Origin of the sequence: uncultured Aquabacterium sp. (assembly GCF_913773725.1) — a bacterium.
In the GTDB taxonomy this organism is placed as follows: domain Bacteria; phylum Pseudomonadota; class Gammaproteobacteria; order Burkholderiales; family Burkholderiaceae_C; genus Aquabacterium.
On sequence record NZ_CAJYGK010000034.1, the window covers coordinates 155795 to 175459 of the forward strand.

General features: G+C 67.7%; 17 protein-coding genes. 5 read left to right on the top strand and 12 right to left on the bottom strand.

Annotated elements, in window-relative coordinates; all coding sequences use genetic code 11:
• Positions 1-18: 18 nt before the first annotated feature.
• The 3 genes from ccsB to QZ709_RS04105 form a co-directional block, all read right to left on the bottom strand.
• Positions 19-1377 (bottom strand): c-type cytochrome biogenesis protein CcsB, encoded by a 1359-nt coding sequence (ccsB, locus tag QZ709_RS04095; RefSeq protein WP_294636064.1) that lies wholly within the window; start codon positions 1375-1377, stop codon positions 19-21.
• Between the two features lie 17 nt (positions 1378-1394).
• Positions 1395-3713, bottom strand: a complete 2319-nt coding sequence (locus QZ709_RS04100) for a cytochrome c biogenesis protein ResB (protein ID WP_294636065.1) — start codon at positions 3711-3713, stop codon at positions 1395-1397.
• Positions 3714-3846: 133 nt separating this feature from the next.
• Complete coding sequence (locus tag QZ709_RS04105) at positions 3847-4473, bottom strand: c-type cytochrome (protein ID WP_294636066.1); 627 nt, start codon at positions 4471-4473, stop codon at positions 3847-3849.
• Between the two features lie 257 nt (positions 4474-4730).
• Between QZ709_RS04105 and yihA the strand changes: the two genes are divergently transcribed.
• Positions 4731-5501 (top strand): ribosome biogenesis GTP-binding protein YihA/YsxC, encoded by a 771-nt coding sequence (gene yihA, locus QZ709_RS04110; RefSeq protein ID WP_294636089.1) that lies wholly within the window; start codon positions 4731-4733, stop codon positions 5499-5501.
• Here the strand turns inward: yihA and QZ709_RS04115 are convergent.
• The 6 genes from QZ709_RS04115 to pyk form a co-directional block, all read right to left on the bottom strand.
• Positions 5405-6184, bottom strand: coding sequence for a hypothetical protein (locus tag QZ709_RS04115; protein WP_294636067.1), 780 nt, complete (start codon positions 6182-6184; stop codon positions 5405-5407). The genes yihA and QZ709_RS04115 overlap by 97 nt on opposite strands.
• Positions 6185-6312: 128 nt before the next feature.
• Positions 6313-7212 carry a phosphoribosylaminoimidazolesuccinocarboxamide synthase gene (locus tag QZ709_RS04120; RefSeq protein ID WP_294636068.1) on the bottom strand — a complete coding sequence of 300 codons (900 nt, stop codon included), beginning with the start codon at positions 7210-7212 and terminating at the stop codon, positions 6313-6315.
• Positions 7213-7337: 125 nt separating this feature from the next.
• On the bottom strand, positions 7338-9314 hold the full coding sequence (locus QZ709_RS04125) for a hybrid sensor histidine kinase/response regulator (protein WP_294636069.1): 1977 nt from the start codon (positions 9312-9314) through the stop codon (positions 7338-7340).
• A complete protein-coding gene (locus QZ709_RS04130) occupies positions 9311-10132 on the bottom strand; it encodes an alpha/beta hydrolase (protein ID WP_294636070.1) in 822 nt (273 codons plus the stop codon). Before QZ709_RS04130 ends, QZ709_RS04125 begins: the two co-directional genes overlap by 4 nt.
• 179 nt (positions 10133-10311) lie before the next feature.
• Positions 10312-11376 (bottom strand): class II fructose-bisphosphate aldolase, encoded by a 1065-nt coding sequence (gene fba, locus QZ709_RS04135; protein ID WP_294636071.1) that lies wholly within the window; start codon positions 11374-11376, stop codon positions 10312-10314.
• Between the two features lie 177 nt (positions 11377-11553).
• Positions 11554-12987, bottom strand: a complete 1434-nt coding sequence (gene pyk, locus QZ709_RS04140) for a pyruvate kinase (RefSeq protein ID WP_294636072.1) — start codon at positions 12985-12987, stop codon at positions 11554-11556.
• 216 nt (positions 12988-13203) lie between these two features.
• Here pyk and QZ709_RS04145 point away from each other — a divergent pair, with 216 nt between their 5' ends.
• From QZ709_RS04145 to QZ709_RS04160, 4 genes are all read left to right on the top strand, one after another.
• Positions 13204-14028 (top strand): alpha/beta hydrolase, encoded by an 825-nt coding sequence (locus QZ709_RS04145; protein ID WP_294636073.1) that lies wholly within the window; start codon positions 13204-13206, stop codon positions 14026-14028.
• Complete coding sequence (locus QZ709_RS04150) at positions 14025-15116, top strand: AraC family transcriptional regulator (RefSeq protein WP_294636074.1); 1092 nt, start codon at positions 14025-14027, stop codon at positions 15114-15116. The genes QZ709_RS04145 and QZ709_RS04150 overlap by 4 nt, the downstream gene beginning before the upstream one ends.
• Positions 15117-15262: 146 nt before the next feature.
• Entirely contained in the window at positions 15263-16156 is an 894-nt protein-coding gene (locus QZ709_RS04155) for a metal-dependent hydrolase (RefSeq protein WP_294636075.1), read from the top strand.
• Positions 16157-16211: 55 nt separating this feature from the next.
• Entirely contained in the window at positions 16212-17084 is an 873-nt protein-coding gene (locus QZ709_RS04160; RefSeq protein ID WP_294636076.1) for a metal-dependent hydrolase, read from the top strand.
• Between the two features lie 126 nt (positions 17085-17210).
• On the opposite strand, the gene QZ709_RS04165 is transcribed toward QZ709_RS04160, so the two are convergent.
• The 3 genes from QZ709_RS04165 to QZ709_RS04175 form a co-directional block, all read right to left on the bottom strand.
• Complete coding sequence (locus QZ709_RS04165; protein ID WP_294636077.1) at positions 17211-18404, bottom strand: phosphoglycerate kinase; 1194 nt, start codon at positions 18402-18404, stop codon at positions 17211-17213.
• Positions 18405-18551: 147 nt separating this feature from the next.
• Entirely contained in the window at positions 18552-18878 is a 327-nt protein-coding gene (locus QZ709_RS04170; protein WP_294636078.1) for an AzlD domain-containing protein, read from the bottom strand.
• A partial coding sequence (locus QZ709_RS04175; protein WP_294636079.1) for an AzlC family ABC transporter permease occupies positions 18875-19665 on the bottom strand: 791 nt, incomplete at its 5' end. The genes QZ709_RS04175 and QZ709_RS04170, both read right to left, overlap by 4 nt.

Below are 19665 nucleotides of genomic sequence, written 5' to 3' on the forward strand. Positions count from 1 at the left end.
GGCGCGCACCAGCGCGGGTCAGAGCTCCCCGTAGGAGTGCAGGCCCGACAGGAACATGTTGACGCCCAGGAAGGCGAACGAGGTCACCAGCAGGCCGGCCAGCGCCCACCACGCGGCAAACGACCCGCGCAGGCCCTTCATCAGCCGCATGTGCAGCCAGGCGGCGTAGTTCAGCCACACGATCAGGGCCCACGTTTCCTTCGGGTCCCAGCTCCAGTAGCCGCCCCAAGCCTCGGCGGCCCAGAAAGCGCCCAGGATGGTGGCGATGGTGAAGAAGGCAAAGCCCACCGCGATCGCCTTGTACATGACGTCGTCGAGCACGTCGAAGGCGGGCAATCGGGCCGCAATCGACCGGCGCGAGGCGACGATGCCCGCCACGATCAGCGCTGCCACGCCGAAGTAGATCGCCCAGTAGGCGCTCAGCCCCCCGTCGCTGCCCGGCTTGGCCCGGAACACGACCGGCTCGAAGCACAGCACCACGCCCATCAGCCACAACGGGGCCAGCTTCCACCAGCGGGTCTCGCCCGCGTGGTGCTTCACCAGGTAGGCAAAGGCCACCATGGCCGCCAGCGCGAAGGTGCCGTATCCCACGAAGTTCGCGGGCACGTGCAGCTTCATCCACCAGCTCTGCAGGGCCGGTACCAGCGGCTGGATCTCGTGGGCGCCGCGCACCACGGCGTACCACAGCAGAAAGCCCACCGAGGCACTGACCACCAGCATCACGAAGGCGCCGAGCGAGCCCAGCGACTGGCCCATCCTGGCAAAACGGTCCTCGTAGTACAGCCAGTACGCCGTCGTCAGCCAGGCGAACAGCACGAACACCTCGTAGAGGTTGCTCACCGGGATGTGGCCGATGTCTGGGGCGATCTGGTGGCTTTCGAACCAGCGCACCAGCGTGCCGGTGATGGCCATGAACACCCCCGCCCACGCGAAGCGCGAGCCCAGCCGCGTGGCCGTGTCGCCCTTGCTGACCACCCCGATCCAGTAGAACACCGTGCTGAGGAAAAACAGCACGCTCATCCACAGGATGGCACTCTGGCTGGACAGGAAGTACTTGAGCAGGAAGACGTGGTCGGCCTGCGCCAGGTCGGCACCATGGTTGTCGGTCGTACGCAGGTACAGCGCCATGGCAGCCCAGGTGGCCAGGCCGCAGCCAGCCAGCAGCAGACGCAAGGGGCGCCAGAACCACGCCAGCGCGATCAGGCTGGGCACCGCGCCCGCCAGGATCGCTTTCTCGTAGCCGTCCATCGCTGCGCCATGGGCCTGCCAGGCCCAACCGGCCACCGCAAGCACCAGGGCCGCAAACAGCCAGTCACCCAGGGGCCGGCGCGCGGCCGTGGCCGCGGGCAGGGCGGTGGTGGAGGTTGTCGTGTTCATCTCTCGTACTCCTCGGATCAGGCCCGCGCTTCGGGTACACCCGGCTGCGGGGCCGGCGATGCCCCCAGCAGGGCCTCGCGCAGACGGTCAAACTCGCGGTCGGTGTCCAGGGTCTGGCGCGTCGAGGACAGCGCCATGCGCACGGCACTGCCACCTTGCCCGTCGTCCTGCAGCCACACCCACAGGCGGCGCTCGCGGATGTAGAGCATGGCAAAGACCCCGACGATCAGCAACACACAGCCCAGATAGACCACATTGCGACCCGGTGTGCGCGTGACCTGGAACACGCTGGCCTGCTTCTGATCGAAGCCGTCGAGCGTGAAAATCACCGGTGCCGGGTAGAACACCGCATCGGTCAGCGACAGCACGGCCTGCGTCATGAAGGCCTGGGCGGCCGGCGACTCCGGCTTCAACGGCGGCAGGCCCGCCTGCTCGCGCCCCAGGTTGGCCAGCTCGAACAAGGCCCCGTTGAGGATCCGCAGCAGCGTGGCCGCCGTGCGTTGACGGTCGGCCTCCGGCACCACGGCGGTGATGAAGTCCTCCAGAGCCTGAAGACCGCCGTGGGGCGCCGCGTCGGTGCCCATCAGCGCGCCTGCCCCGACGCGCCCGGCAGCGCCGCCCGGCTTGGTGGCCCCCGAAGCGGCAGCGCCCGTGGTGGCCGCGGCCTCGGCGGTGGCCGTCGTGGCCCCGGCGAACAGTTCCAGCGCACGCCGGGCGGACTCGGCCAGCTGGGCCTGCAGATCGCTCCGGTCGGCCGGTGCGGCCAGACGGCTGAAGCGGCGGGCCGCCTCTTCACGCTGAGCGGGCCGGTTCAGGTCCCGACGCAGCCGGACCCAGCCGTCGATCGCCATGCGGTCGTCCGCCGGCACGCGCAGGAAGCGGAAAGGCTCGCCCGGTGTGTCCCGCACCCCGAGCAGGAAGACCGGCTGGTCGTCCAGCGTGATCGGGGCCATGTAGTTCTGGAACTCGCGCGCCTGCCCCGCGGCATCGCGCAGCTTGTACGTGATCGACGGGCCAATGTTGGTCAGCTGCTTGGGATTGGGCGAGCGCGCCCCGGACCCCAGGTGCTTGCTCAGTTCTCCCAGGTTGACCCCGCGCACGTCCGTCGCGCCCGCCTCGGGTGCCGACGCGGCAGCCGCGCTCGCGCCACGCCGCGCACTGCTCAGGTCTTCTACGTTGATCACGCGCAGCTCGGTCACCTCGAGCTTCACATCGCCGGCACCGGTGGCCCCGCCCTGGCTGACCCACCATGCCTGCGGCACCGTGAAGGTGTCGCCATTGACACGCGCCTCGAGCTGACGCTCGGGCTCGGCGCCTGCCCCCAGCCCGCGGGCCTTGAGCCGCACCCGCGAGCCACCGTCCTCGAAGCTCGACTGGAAGATCGTCACCCCGTCGTACACGACCGGATGGTTCACCTCCACCGTGAAAGGCTTGCTCGTCTTCGTGCGGTCGTCGTGGATGACGATGTCGCTGGCAAAGCGCTTGGGCATGCCGGTGTCGTAGTACTCGACCTTGAAGCGCTTGAGCTCGATGTCGAACGGCAGCGGCTGCACCAGCATGCCGTCTTCCATGTTGACCACGGCGGCCCCGCTGCGCTGCCCCTCGGGCACGAAGAGCTGAGCCCGGTAGGCCGGGTTGTCGACGCTCAGGCGCCCGCGGTCCGACTCGATGCGCCCCTGGAAGGGCTGCAGCTGGTTGGCCCAGGCCTGCACCTTGATGATCAGGTCACCATCGAACAGGCCACCCAGGCACACCAGCACGATGGCCGCATGGGCTGCGATGTAGCCGAACTTGTTCGCTGCCCCCAGACGCGCGCCGAACATCACGCCTTGCTCGGCGCCTTCGCTGCGGGTCTGCGTCTTCACCGACCAGCCCTGGCTGGCCAGCAGGCCGGCCACATGCTGCTGGGCCTCGGCCAGCGGGCGGGCCAAGCGGCCTTCCGCGCGGTGATGAAAGGCCTTCAGGGCGCTGGCGCGCACATGCTCCTTGTGGGTGCGCCAGTCCGCCAGGATCTTGGGCGTGTTGCGGGCAATGCACAGGCTGGTGGAGATGACCAGAAAGGCCAGGATCACCAGAAACCAGGCCGAGCTGTAGACGCGGTACAGCCCCAGCGTGCCGAAGACGTCCGCCCAGAAGGGACCGAACTGATCGACATAGTTGACCAACGGCTCGCCCTGCTTGACCACCGTGCCGATGGCCGAGGCAATGCAGATCACCGTCAGCAGGGCGATGGCAAAGCGCATCGAGGCCAGCAGCTCCAGCGCCTCGCGCCGCCGGGACACATGTGGCGGACGGACGGGCGGGGCGGAAGGCACAGGGGTCTGGAGGGCACTCATGTCATGGAACCGCGCGGACCGACGGCCGCAGGTGCAACAAAAAAAGGCGGGCGCCCCATCCGGGGTCTCCCGCCTTGTTGTGTCAGCCCCCGGGTGCGTTCCCGGGGTGCCGACGGAACCGGCTCACCGGCGGTCAGCGCAGGCCGGCCACGTAGTCGGCCAGGGCCTCGATTTCCTTGTCGCTCAGGTTGGCCGAGATGCTGATCATCTGGGCGTTGTTGGTGCGCTCGCCCTGACGGAAGGCCGTCAGCTGGGCCTTGACGTAGTCGGCGTGCTGACCACCCAGGCGCGGGTACTGCACCGGGATGCCTGCGCCGTTCGGGCTGTGGCAGCCTGCACAGGCCGGAACGCCCTTCTTGGCGATGCCACCACGGTAGATCTTTTCGCCCATGGCCACCAGTGCCTGGTTCTTGGCCGTGCCCACCGGCATCTTCTTGCTGCCGTAGAACGCAGCGACGTTGCGCATGTCTTCCGGCGTCAGGGCCGCAGCCATGCCGTTCATCACGGCGTTCTTGCGCTTGCCTTCCTTGAACTCCATCAACTGCTTGACCAGGTACTCAGGGTGCTGGCCCTGCAGGATCGGGTTGGCGGCCAGGCCACGCGACCCATCGATGGCGTGGCAGGCTGCGCACACGGTCGTGGCCTTGGACTCACCTGCAGCCAGGTCCGGCTTGGCGGCTTTGGTCTCGGCGCCATGGGCCAGACCAGACAGGGACAGGGCCACCGAGGCAAGGGCGATCAGGTTCGAAAAGCGCTTCATGGCGTAGGGGCTGTTTGTTGCTTTGATGGGGCTGCAGGGAGACGACAAGTGTAGTGGGCCCGAGCCCGCTTCCACGACGGCCGAAACCGCCACCGGCCTGTCAAGGCCGCCTAATCGGCGTCACTTTGATGCAGATAAACCCAGGGATTTTACAATGACCCATGAGCCAACCCAAGCCAAACCGATCAAAGTCCAGTGTGAAGCCCCCGCGCCCGGTGACGCCGTCGCCCGGACGCGCCCGTCACGCGCCCCGCAAGGTGGAGGCAGCCGAGTGGTCTCCGGAGGCCCGTGACGCCCTGGCGTGGACTCACTCGGCGCGTTTCTTCACCACAGCAGCGAAGCTGGATCAGCTGCCCGCCTCCGAGCTGCCCGAGGTCGCCTTCGTCGGCCGGTCCAACGCCGGCAAGTCGACCGCGGTCAACACCCTGGCACAGCAGCGCCAGCTGGCCTTCGCGTCCAAAACGCCGGGCCGCACCCAGCATATCAACCTGTTCCAGGTCGGGCCCAAGGCCGCGCCGGACCAGGTCTGGGCCGACCTGCCGGGCTATGGGTATGCCGCCGTCGACCGCACCGCCAAGCTGCGGTGGCAGGAGGTGATGGCGCAGTACCTGGCGCAGCGCCGCAACCTGGCCGCCGTCGTGCAGATGGTCGACTCCCGGCACGGCTTCACCGAGCTGGACCAGCAACTGCTGGATTTCGTCGCGCCGCGCGTGCGCACCGGCGAGGTCAAGCTGCTGGTCTTGCTTACCAAGGCCGACAAGCTCAACCGCAAGGAGCAGGCGGAATCGCTGCGCAGCGCCCAGGCCGTGCTGGCCGAAGTCGCCACCGAGGAATCGGACGTGGGCATCGCGCTGTTCTCGTCGCTGGCCCGCATCGGCCTGGACGACGCGGCCCTCGCCTTGCGCAGCTGGGCGGCGCCGGCCGATGTGGCTCAGCGCGAGGCGGAACTCGCCGCCGCGAGGGCGGCTGAACTGGCCGAACTCCAGGCACTGAGCGGCGAGCCGGCCAAGCCGCCCCGGGGACGCTGAGCCCTTGTCAGGCGCGCCGAAGCGCGCCCGCGACGGAACGTCCCCACCGAGGCCAGCATGGCACCCGCCAGCAAGAGCCCGGCGTCCGGCTCCGGTACCACCGTGAAGTGGGTGACCCGCCTGTCCGCCTCCGGGCCGTACAGCCACCTCATGCTCCACAGGCTGTGGCCCTGTCCCCAGCTGAACCGGGCCGTGTTGAGGTCGGGCACGGTGGGCGCGTCGCCCGCCCACGCGAACAGGCTGGATGTCGGGCTGTCGAGCCGGAAAGACAGTTCGTGCGTGATCCCGCAACCGCCGTGGCAACTGCCGGGAAAGCTCCAGTAGAACGTCAGTCGGCTCGCCCCCTGTGGCGACAGGTAGGTGTCCACGCGAGGCAGCGCCCAGGGCACCCCGGCCAGCATCTCCCCGAAGGTCCAGGCGACATCGTCGTCAAGCTGCCACTGCCCACATCCGATGCCCAGACGAAACCGGGCGTGCCGCGTTCCGTCCGTGAGCACCTCGTCGAGGAGCAAGGTCGGGGTCGGGTCGGCCACGATGAACAGGCCGGTCTCGCGGCCCTCGACGGCGACACGGAGGTCGATCGTCGAGTCGATCCGCTTCTCGGCCGCGCGTGCGTGGGGCACCGGCCAAGCCAGTGCAAGGCACAGCGCAAGCGCCGCAGAACACGTCAACGTGGTGCGCATGGGGAGCTCCGGTTGAACTGCGTGAACGATTCGACGCTTCAACCACTCGCCGCACCCAAGTTATCGCACAGCGGCGCGCCGTGCGCCACCCCCTGAGCGGACACCAGGGGGGGCTGGTCACGGGCCGCTCAGGCGCCCGTCAGCCGCGTGAGCGCTTCCTCGTACTTGGCCGCAGTCTTCTCGATGACCTCCTGCGGCAGCGCGGGCGACGGCGCGGTCTTGTCCCAGGGCTGGCCGTTCACCGTGGCCTGCTCCAGCCAGTCGCGCAGGAACTGCTTGTCGTAGCTGGGCGGGTTGCGGCCTTCGACGTAGCCTTCCGCGGGCCAGAAGCGCGAGGAATCGGGCGTCAGCACCTCGTCCATCACGGTCAGCGTGCCGTGCTCGTCCAGGCCGAATTCGAACTTGGTGTCGGCAATGATGATGCCCTTGGTCAGCGCGTAATCGGCCGCGGTCTTGTAGAGCTTCAGCGCCAGCGCGCGCACCTTCTCGGCCATCTCGGCGCCGATGATCTCGCTCATCTTCTCGAACGAGATGTTCTCGTCGTGCTCGCCCACTTCGGCCTTGGTGGCGGGGGTGAAGATGGGCTCAGGCAGCTTGCTCGCGTTCTTCAGGCCGGCGGGCAGCTTCACGCCGCACACCTCGCCGTTGTCCTGGTATTCCTTCCAGCCGCTGCCGGCCAGGTAGCCCCGCACGACGGCCTCCACCGGCAGGGGCTTGAGCTTCTTGACCAGCATGGCGCGGCCCTCGACCTGCGGGCGCTCCTCGGGCGTCACGACGCTCAGCGGGTCTTCCCCGGTCAAGTGGTTGGGGGCCACGTCCTTCAGCAGGTCGAACCAGAACAGCGCCATCTTGGTCAGCAGCGCGCCCTTGCCGGGGATCGGCTCGCCCATGATCACGTCGAACGCGCTGATGCGGTCGGAGGCCACCATCAGGATGCGGTCGTCACCAACGGCGTAATTGTCGCGAACCTTGCCGCGGGCCAGCAGCGGCAACGAGGTGATGGCAGAGGTATGGAGGGCAGAAGTCATGGGCTGTGGGCGGCAGAGAAAAGCACATCCGGACGGCCATGCGCGACGGGCCCGGACATCAAACCGACATTGTGCCGCCTGTTGTCCGTCACGCCCACCGGCACGCGCGCATCGGCGGTCATGCGTCACCCGAGCGGGTCGCCCTGGCCCGTGTCCCGAGCCCCCACCACCAACCCCTTCAACTCGGACATCAACCGCGCAATGTCCAGCGGCTTGGTCCAGTAGGCGCTGAACCCGGCGTCCATCGCGCGCTCGATGTCCGCCGGCATGGCATCGGCCGACACGACCACCGCGGGCACGTGGCGCAGGTGGGCCTGCCGACGCAGCGCGGCGAGCAGCGCCAGCCCATCCATGTCCGGCAGGTGCATGTCCAGCATCAGCACACTGGGCTGCATCCGGGCCGCAAGGTCCAGGGCCTCCTGCCCGGTTTCGGCCACCGTCAGACGAAACGCAGGCTGGTCCTCGAAAACAGAGGTCATCAGGATGGCGTTCACCCGGTTGTCCTCGACGTACAGGATGTCGTGCACCGGCTGGGCGGTCAGCTCGGCTGAGGGCTCGGGCTGTGGCCCGCCCGTGGGAAGCTCGTCCAACGCCCCGGCCCCCGTCGATGCCCAGGGCTCGTGCGGCGCAACCTCTCCGGGAGTCTCACCCTGCACCGCCTGCAGGGACACCGTGAAACAGGCGCCCTGCCCGGGCGCGGACTTCAGGGACAGCGTCCCGCCCATCAGCTCAACCAGCCCCCGGGTGATGACCAGTCCCAGCCCCACACCCTCCACGCCGGACTGCTCGGCGCCCAACCGGTTGAAGGGCTGGAAGAGCTGTCGCTGCTGTGCGTCCGACAGGCCCGGCCCCTGATCCTGCACGCTCACGTTGACCATCTCGCCCTGAGCCTGTACCGACAACGTCACCTGGCCCCCGACGGGCCCGTACTTGATCGCATTCGACAGCAGGTTGAGCAGCACCTGCAGCAGCCGCCCTGCATCGGCCATCGCCCTCCAGCCCTGCTGAGCCGGCGGCTGCAGGGCCACGTGGCGCGACTCGGCCAGGGGCTCGACCAGCCGGATGGCCCGTCGCAGCACCGGATCGATCTGCGTGGGCTGGACATGGATGCTGGTGTGGCCAGCCTCGATGCGGGAAAGCTCCAGCACCTCGTTGACCAGGTGCAGCAGGCTGTCGCCCGCCGCCTCGATGTAGCCCAGCTTGCGCCGCTGATCGGGATCCAGCGGCGCACCCTGGGTGCGCAGCAGCCGCGCAAAGCCGAGGATGCCGTTGAGCGGGGTGCGCAGTTCGTGGCTCATGCGCGCCAGAAAGGCACTCTTGGCCTGGCTGGCGCGCTCGGCGGCCTCGCGCTCGTGGCGGTGCTGCTCGGTTTCCCTCCGCCCGGTGATGTCTTGCGCATACCCGTGCCACAGCACGGCGCCGTCCAGTTCCGCCAGCGGTGACGCATGGGTTTCGCGCCATTGCTCGCGTCCGTCGAGCAGAACCCGATACTCCATGCGCAAGGGCCGCAGCGTGGCCGCAGACTGTCGGATCGCTTCGCGCAACAGCCCTCTGTCCGCCGGGTGCAGCACCGCCCACCATGTTTCGGCATCGGCCAGAACCTGTGCCGATGTCACGCCAAACAAGGTGCGGACCCCTTCCGTCATGTAGGTGAAGGCCAAGCGACCATCGGGCGATTCACGCAGCTGAAACAGCATGCCGGGCGCCTCCTCGGCCACCCGCTTGATCGCCAGCAGCTGGTACTCCAGTCGCCGGCGTTCCTTGATGCGAGCCAGCAGCGCCAGCGTGCTGCCATCCGGCTGCCGCCGGGCGCTCAGCAGCACGTCCACCGTGCCCCCGTGCTCACGCTGCAGCAGCATCGAGACCTCTTCCACCTCGCCACGGGTTGCCAGCAAAGGCAGCACATAGGTGTGCCACATCAGGCGCGCAGCCTGCGGAAACAAGGCGCTGACCATCTGTCCTTGCAAGGAGAGCACATCGCGCCCCGTCCAGCGAGCGAGTGTGGCGTTCGCGTTCAGGATCACGCCATCCGGATCCACGCGAAGCAGACCACCCGGCAAGGCGTCGGCCCAGGCCGCATCGGACTGTCCGAGGTCGGTCATGCCGCGGCGGCCACCACGGGCCGTTCCAACTCCGCACAGATGTGCAGAAGGGTCTCCTCGGGGTGACTGAGATGCGGGCAATGCCCAGTGGCCGCCATGCGCACCAGCCTGCTACGGGGGAGGTGCCGCAGCAGGTAATCCCCGACACCCAAGGGGGCCACGGCGTCGTCCGCACACTGCATGATCAGCACCGATGCCGGCACACGCGGCAACTCGGCGCGAATGTCGGACAGGAACACGACCTCGGCGAAACGCCGCACGATGGCCGGGTCGCCCGCGCACAGGCTTTCGCGCATCTCGGCCACGCGCTCGGGCCGCGTGGCGGTCTTGACCACCAGCGGCGCCAGCATCTCGGCCCAGCCCACCATGTTGCGGTCCATCAGGTCGAGCAGGTCCATCACATCCTGGCGCTCGAAGCCCCCGACGTAGTCGCCGTCGTTGATGAAGCGCGGGCTCGGTCCCACCAGGATCAGGCGCTCGAACAGCTCCGGCCGCTCGATGCTGGCCAGGGCGCCGATCGAACCGCTGATGGAGTGGCCGATGAAGACCACCTGCTCGTGCCCCAGTGCGTCGAGCACGTCCAGCAGATCCTGCTTGTAGCCATGCAGCGTGCCATAGCGCTGAGGCGTCCAGGCCCGCAGGTCGGAATGGCCGCTGCCCACGTAGTCGAACAGCACGATGCGGTGCTCGCGCGCCAGATCGGCCGCCACGAAACGCCACATGCGCTGGTCGCAACCAAACCCGTGGCCGAGCACGAGCACGCGCTCACCACGGCCCAGCTGGGTCACATGGTTGCGCGACCGGACGTCGAGGTTCATGGCACCTCTCCTTGTTTTATGGGGCGCCGGTGCCGCGCATGTGCACGCCCGACGCTGTGCACCGTTTTAGCACAGGCGGCCTCCAAACCCCAGACGCAAAAAAGCCGACATGGCGCAGGGCCATGTCGGCTGATGCGGCCCGGTTCATGACCGGGCTCACACAGGGGGGATGGTCGCGATCAGGCCACGATCTGGGCGAGCTTGCCCGTGGCGTACATCGAAGCGATCTCACTCAGACCGATCGGCTTGATCTTGCCGGCCTGGCCTTCACATCCGAATTCGAGGTAACGCTGCTTGCACACGGCCTTGGCGGCTTCGCGGGCCGGCTTGAGCCATTCGCGGGCGTCGAACTTGTCCGGGTTCTCGGCCATGAACTTGCGCACGGCACCGGTCATCGCCAGGCGGATGTCGGTGTCGATGTTGATCTTGCGCACGCCGAACTTGATCGCTTCCTGGATCTCCTCGACCGGGACGCCGTACGTTTCCTTCATCTTGCCGCCGTACTGGTTGATGATGGCCAGCAGCTCTTGGGGCACCGACGAGGAACCGTGCATCACCAGGTGGGTGTTGGGGATGCGGGCATGGATTTCCTTCACGCGGCTGATGGCCAGGATGTCGCCCGTGGGCTTGCGCGAGAACTTGTAGGCGCCATGGCTGGTGCCGATGGCGATGGCCAGGGCATCCAGCTGGGTGGCCTTCACGAAGGTGGCGGCCTCTTCCGGGTCGGTAAGCATCTGGCTGTGGTCCAGCTTGCCCACGGCGCCGATGCCGTCTTCCTCGCCGGCATCACCGGTTTCCAGGTTGCCCAGGCAGCCCAGTTCGCCTTCCACGGTCACACCGACCTTGTGGGCCATCTCGACCACCTTGCGGGTCACGTCGACGTTGTAGTCGAAGGACGACGGGGTCTTGCCGTCTTCCATCAGCGAGCCGTCCATCATCACCGAGCCGAAGCCCAGGTTGATCGCGCCTTCGCACACCTTGGGGCTGGTGCCGTGGTCCTGGTGCATCACCAGCGGGATGTGCGGGTACATCTCGCACGCGGCCTGGATCAGGTGCTTGATGAAGGGTTCACCGGCGTACTTGCGGGCACCGGCCGACGCCTGCAGGATGACCGGCGCACCGACCTCGTCGGCCGCGGCCATCACTGCCTGGACCTGCTCCAGGTTGTTCACGTTGAAAGCCGGAATGCCGTAGTTGTGTTCGGCGGCATGGTCCAGCAGCTGGCGCATGGAAACGAGTGGCATGGGGTCCCCAGTAATCAGGAAAGATGAAAGAAACCTGAATGCGCGGCCACCGGGCCGGCATGTCGACTGAGGGCGATTCTAGCGAGACTGTGCTGGGGCCACACCCCCGCGAGCGCGCAGCCGCCGGCCCGCGCCACGCAGGGGGCGCGACGGAGCCAATGAAGGAAAACTACAGCATCACGCCGACACTTCGCACACCTTGAGCATGTTGGTGCCGCCGGGGTGCCCCATGGGCTCGCCACAGGTGATGGCGTAGGTGTCGCCCGGCTTCAGGATGCCGCGCTCGACGAGCGACTGCTCCGCCTGCCGCAAGGCCTCATCGCGGTCGCCACAGGCCGCCACCAGCAGTGGGCGCACGTTGCGGTACAAGGCCATCCGGCGCAAGGAGATGGGCTGGGCGGTCAGGGCAAAGATCGGCACGTGGATCTTGTGCCGGCTCATCCACAACGCGGTCGACCCCGATTCTGTCAGCGCCACGATGGCCTTGCAGCCGAGGTGGTAGGCCGTGAACAGTGCGCCCATGGCGATCGACTGGTCGATGCGCCCGAAGGTCTTGTTGTTGAAATCGGCGTCCAGCGACACCTCTTCGGCCCGCTCGGCTTCGATCGCGATGGCGGCCATCTGCTCGACGGTCTCGATCGGGTACTTGCCCGCCGCGGTCTCGGCACTCAGCATCACCGCGTCGGTGCCGTCCAGCACGGCATTCGCCACGTCGGACACCTCGGCGCGCGTCGGCACCGGGTTGACGATCATCGACTCCATCATCTGGGTGGCCGTGATGACGACCTTGTCCATCTCGCGGGCCATCTTGATCATGCGCTTCTGCAGCGCCGGCACGGCGGCATTGCCCACCTCGACGGCCAGGTCGCCGCGGGCCACCATGATGCCGTCCGAGGCGCGCAGGATGCTCTCCAGGTTCGGGATCGCCTCGGTGCGCTCGATCTTGGCGATCAGCGCCGGGCGATGGCGCCAGGGCTCACCCGCCACATTCGCCAACTGGCGCGCCATTTCCATGTCGGTCGCGTTCTTGGGAAAGGACACAGCGATGTAATCGCACTGGAAGCCCGCAGCGGTCTTGATGTCCTCCATGTCCTTGGCCGTCAGCGCCGGCGCGGTCAGCCCGCCGCCCTGCTTGTTGATGCCCTTGTTGTTCGACAGCTCGCCGCCGACCTTCACGATGGTGTGCACGGCGTCGCCCCGCACCGCGTCCACGGTCAGCACGATCAACCCGTCGTTGAGCAGCAGCGTATCGCCCGGCTTCACATCGCGCGGCAGTTCCTTGTAATCCAGGCCCACGCCCTCGATGTCACCCGGCGTGGTGCGGCTGGCGTCCAGCACGAAAGGCTGGCCAACCTCCAGCATCACCTTGCCGTCGGCAAACTTGCCCACCCGGATCTTGGGGCCCTGCAGGTCCGCCATGATGGCCACCACCTTGCCCACCCGCGCCGCGGCTTCCCGCACGAGCTGCGCGCGGTCAATGTGGTCCTGCGCCTTGCCGTGCGAGAAGTTGAGCCGCACCACATCCACGCCCGCACGCAGCATGCGCTCCAGCACCTCCGGGGTGGAGGACGCAGGGCCGAGGGTGGCGACGATCTTGGTCGAACGGGACATGAAACGGGTCTCCAGTGACGAGTGACGGTGCAGACGTCCAAGGAGAGCGAGAAGCCCGGTGCGAACCCGCCCTTCTGGACATGTTTAACATTCTATTAACCGACGGAAGCGACCCCTCACAAGCATCCCCTCAGGTAAACCCGCAGGCGCACGGGGTCCCGCGTGCCGGTGTAGCAACCTTACACTTGCCGGACCCTCCCGGACACAGAAACCAACGTGTACCGCACCCTTGTTTTCGCGCATGCCAACAGTTTTCCGGCCGGCACCTACCGCCAACTTTTCGCTGGCTGGGCCGCCGCCGGCTTCGATGTCCACGCCATCGACCGCTTCGGCCATGACCCGCGTTACCCGGTGACGCCCGACTGGCCGCATCTGGTCGCGCAGTTGCACGACTTCATCGTCGGCGAAGTCGGCCACCCGGTTTTTCTGGTCGGGCACTCGCTCGGCGGCTTCCTCAGCATGATGCTCGCTCGCCGACACCCGGCCCTGGTGCAGGGGGTGGTCGTGCTCGACGCACCGCTGCTGTCCGGCTGGAAGGCTGCGGCCGTCGGACTGGCCAAGCGCATGGGGGCCATGCACCGCGTGATGCCATCTCGCGTATCGGCGCAGCGCACCACCGAGTGGGCCAGCGAGGACCACGTCCATCAGCACTTCCGCGCCAAGGCCAAGTTCGCGGCCTTCCACCCGGACGTGCTGCATGACTATGTCCGCACGGGCACCGCCCTCCGACCCGACGGCCGAAGCCGGAGCCTGCACTTCAGCAGAGACGTGGAGACGGCCATCTACAACACCCTGCCTCACGGTCTGCTGGCCGACTTCCGACGACACCCCCATCGATGCCCCATGGCCTTCATTGCGGGCACCCGCTCCAGCGAGCTCCGTCGGGTCGGACTGGATGGCACGCGGCAGATCTTCGGGCCGCGCATCTCCTGGATCGAAGGGTCGCACCTCTACCCCCTCGAGCAACCCGAGCAGACCACCGCGGAAGTCCTGCGCTGGCTCGACACCTTCCTGGCCAGGCCGGTCCACCAGGCAGCATGACGTCTCCGCAGCCGCCCGCGGACCAGACGGTGCCTTTCGTGACCGTCACGAACTGGATTCGAGCCGCCCGGCGGTGTGGCATCGACATCGAAGCCCTGTTCCTGGCAGAGGGGGTCGACATCACCCAGCTGCACCCCAGCACCGCGACCATCCGGCCCGTTGCGGTGACCCGCATCATGCATCGGTGCCTGAGCGAGGCGCGGCGGCTGGGCTGCCCGCACCACTTTCCCATCGTGCTGGGCGACACCTTCGCCTTCGAGTACCTCTCCGACGTCGAGACCTTTATCACCACCAGCGCCACCCTGCGGGATGCGGCGCGCGCCCTCACCTGGATCCCGCCCCTGGTCAATCCACTGCTGACCTTCGATCTGCAGGAGTTCGGCGATCGCGCCCGCATCGTGCTGCGACTGGGGCAGGCGACCGAACCGGTCCCGCCCGAGGAGTCCTGGCCCTTTCTGGAGGCCGCCTTCACCACGCTGGTGAAGTTCAGCAAGACCCTGCTGACGGACGTCACCCTGGCCGGCAGGCTCACGCTGCGCCACGGGGCACACGAGCACAGCGCCCACCTGGCCTCGCACCTGCAGGTCGAACTGGAGCACGACGCCCCGATCGACGCGCTCTGGTTCGACCGGGCCTTGCTCGACCGACCGCTGATCGGCGCCCTCCCGGGTCTGCACGAGGTGGCCGCGCAGCGCATCACGGAGGAGATCGCCCGGCGCGCGCCGCCCGCCGAGGTGTCCCAGCCATCGCACCATCCCCTGGTCCGGCAGATCGAACAGACCTACCTCGCCCGACCGGCCCTGCTCGGAGAGGGGCTGGCGGCGCTGGCCAGTGAACTGGGCCTGCACCCGCGCACGCTCCAGCGCCGATTGCGGGATGCAGGCGACAGCCACTCCGCCATCCTCGACCGGGTGCGCTTTCACCTGGCCCGCCAGTGGCTGAGCACGCCGCCGGTTCAGATCGAATCGGTGGCCCTGCGCCTGGGCTTCGCAGACCGCCGCAGCTTCACCCAGGCCTTCATCCGCTGGACGGGCGTGCCGCCCCGGCGCTACCAGGCGGCCAGCCGCCCCTCCGGCCACGACGACTGACGCAGCACCGGGTTTCCCCTGGACGTCGCTGTCGCGAAAACTGTCTTTCTGTCGTCTGCGTGCATCGCCGATTTCGTGCGGGCTTTCTACAGTGAAGCTCGACGCATGCCCCTCCGGATGGGGCACGCGACCGCCTGGAGCCCCGCATGACCCGCCCCGACCTGACGCCACCGCCCATCATTCCCCGAGAAAAGCTCGACTTCGGTCTCGACGGTGACATCCCGCGCCACTGGCTGGCGGGTGACGCGTTCAAGACCCGCTTCTTCGACGCCATGTCGACGCTGTTCCCGGTGGGCGAGCGCTTCTTCATCACCTGTGTGCGCGACTTCAAGGACCGCATCACCGACCCCAAGGTCCTGCAGGACATCAAGGACTTCACCCGCCAGGAAGCGCAGCACAGCATGCTGCACACCCGCTACAACAACCGCTTGGCCGAGCAGGGCGTGCGGGTCGATCGCATCCTCGAAGGCCAGGAGCGTCGCCTGTTCCAGATCATCCGCGGCCACTTCTCCCGCGAGTTCACACTGGGCATCACCGCCGCCGCCGAACACATCACCGCGATCATGGCCGACTGCTTTGTCGAGCGGCCCGGCATTTTCGAAGGCGCCGATCCGCGGGTGCGCGCGCTCTACGTCTGGCACGCCATGGAGGAGATGGAGCACAAGGCCGTGGCCTACGACGTGTTGCAGGACGTGGCCCGCGCCAGCTACCTCACCCGCGTCAGCTCGATGCTGCTGGTCACCATCCTCTTCCCCTTCCACGTCTTCCGCATCATGCGCCACATGCTGCAGGTCGACGGCTTCAGCCGCTGGCAGCGCACGAAGATCTGGGCCAAGGGCCTGTGGTGGCTTTACGGCCCGGGCGGCCTCTTCCCGCCCATCCTCGGCCAGTACTTCCGTTACCTGCGCCCCGGCTTTCACCCCTGGCAGGATCCCGTGGTGCAAAGCTATGAACCCTGGCTGCGGCTGCTGAAGGAAACCGGAGACCCGATCGAAGCGGGCAACCGCCTGCACGGCCCGGGAGTCTGGGCACACAGCTGACCGTTGCATCGACGGGCCCGTCCGCGCCGTCCCACCGTCTCAAGGAGCCCTCACCATGAGCACGACAGACCATCCCATCACCCCGCGCGAGAAACTGGACTTCGGCCTGGACGGCGACATCCCCCGCTACTGGTTCGGGGGCGACGCCTTCAAGACCCGCTTCTTCGACGCCCTCTCCACCATCTTTCCCGAGGGCGAGCGCTTCTTCATCGCCTGCGTGCGCGACTTCCGCGACCAGGCCCGAGACCCTGCGTTGCAGGCCGACATCAAGGCCTTCATCCGCCAGGAAGCCCAGCATGGCCTGGTGCACGACCGCTACAACGCCCGACTCAAGGCCCAGGGCATCGACGTCGACCGCCTGGAAGGCATCACCCGACACCTGCTGTTCAACGTGATCCGCCGCTACCTGCCGGCCCGCCAGACCCTGGCGGAGACCGCCGCGGCCGAACACCTGACCGCCGTGATGGCACACGGCTTCTTCGACCGCAAAGCCACCCTCCGCGGTGCGGACCCGCGCATGCGGGCGCTGTACGCCTGGCATGCGATGGAAGAAATCGAACACAAGGCCGTGGCGTTCGACGTGATGCAGAAAGTGGCGAAAGTGGGCTATCTGCGCCGCATCTGGGCCATGCTCGTCGTCACCCTCAGCTTCAACCTGCACGCCCTCCTCTTCACCCGCGCCATGCTGAAGACCGACGGCTTCAGCCGCCTGCAGCGCCTGCGGCTGTGGGCCGGCGGCCTCTGGTGGCTCTACGGACCGGGCGGGCTGTACATGGGCGTCGCCGGACACTACCTGCGCTACTTCCGCCCCGGGTTCCATCCCTGGCAAGGCGGCCAGACTCGCACTTACCAGACCTGGCTCGACACCTATAACCGCACCGGAGACCCCATCCTGGCGGGCGAAGCGGTCCACGCCGCCGGCCGCTGAGCCGGACACCGCCCCCCGTGCGCCGACAAGCTCGCCCCATGAGCCGCGCCGACCGATGAAAAAAGGCCTCCCATCCGAGAGGCCTTTTCATCGCAGGTCACGCGCCCCTCGGGGCCGCAACACGACTCAACCTGCAGCGCGCTTCGTCAGGATCTCGAAGGCCGGCAGGGTCTTGCCCTCCAGCACTTCCAGGAACGCGCCGCCGCCGGTCGAGATGTAGCCCACATCCTTCTCGATGCCGTACTTGGCGATCGCCGCCAGCGTGTCGCCGCCACCCGCGATGCTGAAGGCCGACGACTCGGCAATGGCGCGCGCGATGGCTTCCGTGCCCTTCGAGAACGCATCGAATTCGAACACGCCCACCGGGCCATTCCAGACCACGGTGCCGGCAGCCTTGAGCTGCGCAGCCAGACGGGCGGCCGTCTTCGGGCCGATGTCCAGAATCATGTCATCGTCAGCCACATCGGCGGCGTCCTTCACGGTGGCCGGGGCGTCGGCCGCGAACGTCTTGGCCACGACCACATCCTCCGGGATGGGCACTTCGGCGCCACGGGCCTTCATGGCCTCGATCACCGCCTTCGCCGCCGGCACCAGATCCGGCTCGGCCAGCGACTTGCCGATCTTCAGCCCCGCGGCCAGCATGAAGGTGTTGGCGATGCCACCGCCCACGATCAGGCCATCGACGTTCTTCGACAGCGATTCCAGGATGGTCAGCTTGGTCGACACCTTCGAGCCCGCCACGATGGCCAGCAGAGGGCGCTTCGGCGCTTCCAGTGCCTTGCTGATCGCGTCGATCTCGGCGGCCAGCAGCGGGCCGGCGCACGCGATCTTGGCGAACTGGGCGATCCCGTAGGTCGTGCCTTCGGCGCGGTGCGCCGTGCCGAACGCGTCGTGCACGAAGATGTCGCACAGCGCGGCCATCTTGCGGGCCAGTTCCTCGTTGTTCTTCTTCTCGCCCTTGTTCAGGCGGCAGTTCTCCAGCAGCACCACCTCGCCGGCTTGCACGGACACACCGTCCACCCAGTCGCGCACCAGGCGCACCTCGCGGCCCAGCAGTTCACCCAGGCGCTTGGCCACCGGGGCCAGCGAATCTTCCGGCTTGAACTCGCCTTCGGTCGGGCGTCCCAGGTGGGACGTCACCATCACGGCCGCCCCGGCCTTCAAGGCCAATTCGATGGCCGGCACCGACGCGCGGATGCGGGTGTCTTCGGTGATGTTGCCCGCGTCATCTTGCGGCACGTTCAGGTCGGCACGGATGAACACGCGCTGACCAGCGGCCTTGCCCTGGGCCACGAGGTCTTCAAATCGGAGGATGGTCATGTTGGCTGCCGTCGAGGCGGTGAAGTTAAACAGAACGGTTCAACCCGCCATTGTAGAAAGGTCTGACTCAGGCCGGACTCCAGCCCCCCCGGGCCAATGGACGACGTAACAGCCTCTGCCCGCCCGGATGCAACGGGCCACGCGATGTCACCCACCCAGCCAGCGAAGCACGCCGTACACCGCCATCCCCACCAGCAAGGTGCCCAGCATGTCGCGGCGCCACCAGGCATAGGCCATGGCCACCGGCGTCGCCAGCCAGCGCGCATCCCACGCCGTGGACGGCCACTGCCCCTGTTCCAACAGCACGCCCGGGAGCACCACAGCGGCCAGCGCGGCGACCGGTGCATAGCGAAGCCCGCGCTCCACCCAGCCCGGCAAAGGCAACGCGCGCCGAGACAGGAAAAAGAAGGAGCGCGTCACCACCGTGATCACCACCAGCCCGATCACGGCACCCCAGACTTGGACCGCACTCATGTCACACGCCCTTCCGTTCGGCCGCGCGCGCCCGCCTCGAGGGCCAGGCCGCTCGCCACCCCGACCGCCACGGCAATCACCATGTTCAACCGGAACGGCAGATCCCAGCAAGCGACCGCCGTGCAGCCTGCCAGCACGGCCGCAGTGGCAGCCCGCCCGTCCCGCACGAGTGAAGCCAACAACCCCGCCAACGTCAACGTCCCGGCAAATGCCAGCCCCCAAGCCGCCGGCAACTGGCCCGCGAAGGCAATGCCCAGCAACGCCGCCACGTTCCAGCCGAGCCAATTCGGCAAGGACAACCCCAGCAGGTGAGCCAGAGGCCCCAGTTCCCGCTCGTGAACCTCTGCTCCGTTCGGGTATCGCGCCAGCTGCATCACGTAGGAGACATCGGCCACCAGGTAGCCGCAAAACAGCCGCCAGCGCAAGGGCAGCACCATCACGAAGGGCCGCAACTGCGCGCTGAAGATCACGAAGCGCAGGTTCACACACAGCGCCGCCAGCCAGACGACCCAGAGGGGCGCCCCCACCAACATCAGCGGAATGGCCGCCAGCTGCGCACTGGCGGCAAACACCGTGAGGGACATCAGCACAACGCCCCACAGCGGCAGCCCGGACTGAGCCATCACCATCCCGGTGACCGCGCCCCACGCCATCACACCCGGCAAGGCATGCAGCATCGCCCTGGTGCCCTGTTGCCGCTCCGGATGGCACCACAGGCGCCGGTCCATCAGACTGATCGAAAAACCGTGTGACCGCATGCGGTCATTGTGGCGGTATGGCCTTGGCG

What these genes read in the sequence shown, in the direction of transcription:
- QZ709_RS04155 (WP_294636075.1), top strand. Translation starts at nt 15,263, where the DNA reads ATGACCCGCCCCGACCTGACGCCACCGCCCATCATTCCCCGAGAAAAG.
- QZ709_RS04165 (WP_294636077.1), bottom strand. Translation starts at nt 18,404, where the DNA reads ATGACCATCCTCCGATTTGAAGACCTCGTGGCCCAGGGCAAGGCCGCT.
- QZ709_RS04115 (WP_294636067.1), bottom strand. Translation starts at nt 6,184, where the DNA reads ATGCGCACCACGTTGACGTGTTCTGCGGCGCTTGCGCTGTGCCTTGCA.
- QZ709_RS04130 (WP_294636070.1), bottom strand. Translation starts at nt 10,132, where the DNA reads ATGAACCTCGACGTCCGGTCGCGCAACCATGTGACCCAGCTGGGCCGT.
- QZ709_RS04105 (WP_294636066.1), bottom strand. Translation starts at nt 4,473, where the DNA reads ATGAAGCGCTTTTCGAACCTGATCGCCCTTGCCTCGGTGGCCCTGTCC.
- ccsB (WP_294636064.1), bottom strand. Translation starts at nt 1,377, where the DNA reads ATGAACACGACAACCTCCACCACCGCCCTGCCCGCGGCCACGGCCGCG.
- QZ709_RS04150 (WP_294636074.1), top strand. Translation starts at nt 14,025, where the DNA reads ATGACGTCTCCGCAGCCGCCCGCGGACCAGACGGTGCCTTTCGTGACC.
- QZ709_RS04120 (WP_294636068.1), bottom strand. Translation starts at nt 7,212, where the DNA reads ATGACTTCTGCCCTCCATACCTCTGCCATCACCTCGTTGCCGCTGCTG.
- QZ709_RS04125 (WP_294636069.1), bottom strand. Translation starts at nt 9,314, where the DNA reads ATGACCGACCTCGGACAGTCCGATGCGGCCTGGGCCGACGCCTTGCCG.
- QZ709_RS04160 (WP_294636076.1), top strand. Translation starts at nt 16,212, where the DNA reads ATGAGCACGACAGACCATCCCATCACCCCGCGCGAGAAACTGGACTTC.
- QZ709_RS04170 (WP_294636078.1), bottom strand. Translation starts at nt 18,878, where the DNA reads ATGAGTGCGGTCCAAGTCTGGGGTGCCGTGATCGGGCTGGTGGTGATC.
- pyk (WP_294636072.1), bottom strand. Translation starts at nt 12,987, where the DNA reads ATGTCCCGTTCGACCAAGATCGTCGCCACCCTCGGCCCTGCGTCCTCC.
- QZ709_RS04100 (WP_294636065.1), bottom strand. Translation starts at nt 3,713, where the DNA reads ATGAGTGCCCTCCAGACCCCTGTGCCTTCCGCCCCGCCCGTCCGTCCG.
- fba (WP_294636071.1), bottom strand. Translation starts at nt 11,376, where the DNA reads ATGCCACTCGTTTCCATGCGCCAGCTGCTGGACCATGCCGCCGAACAC.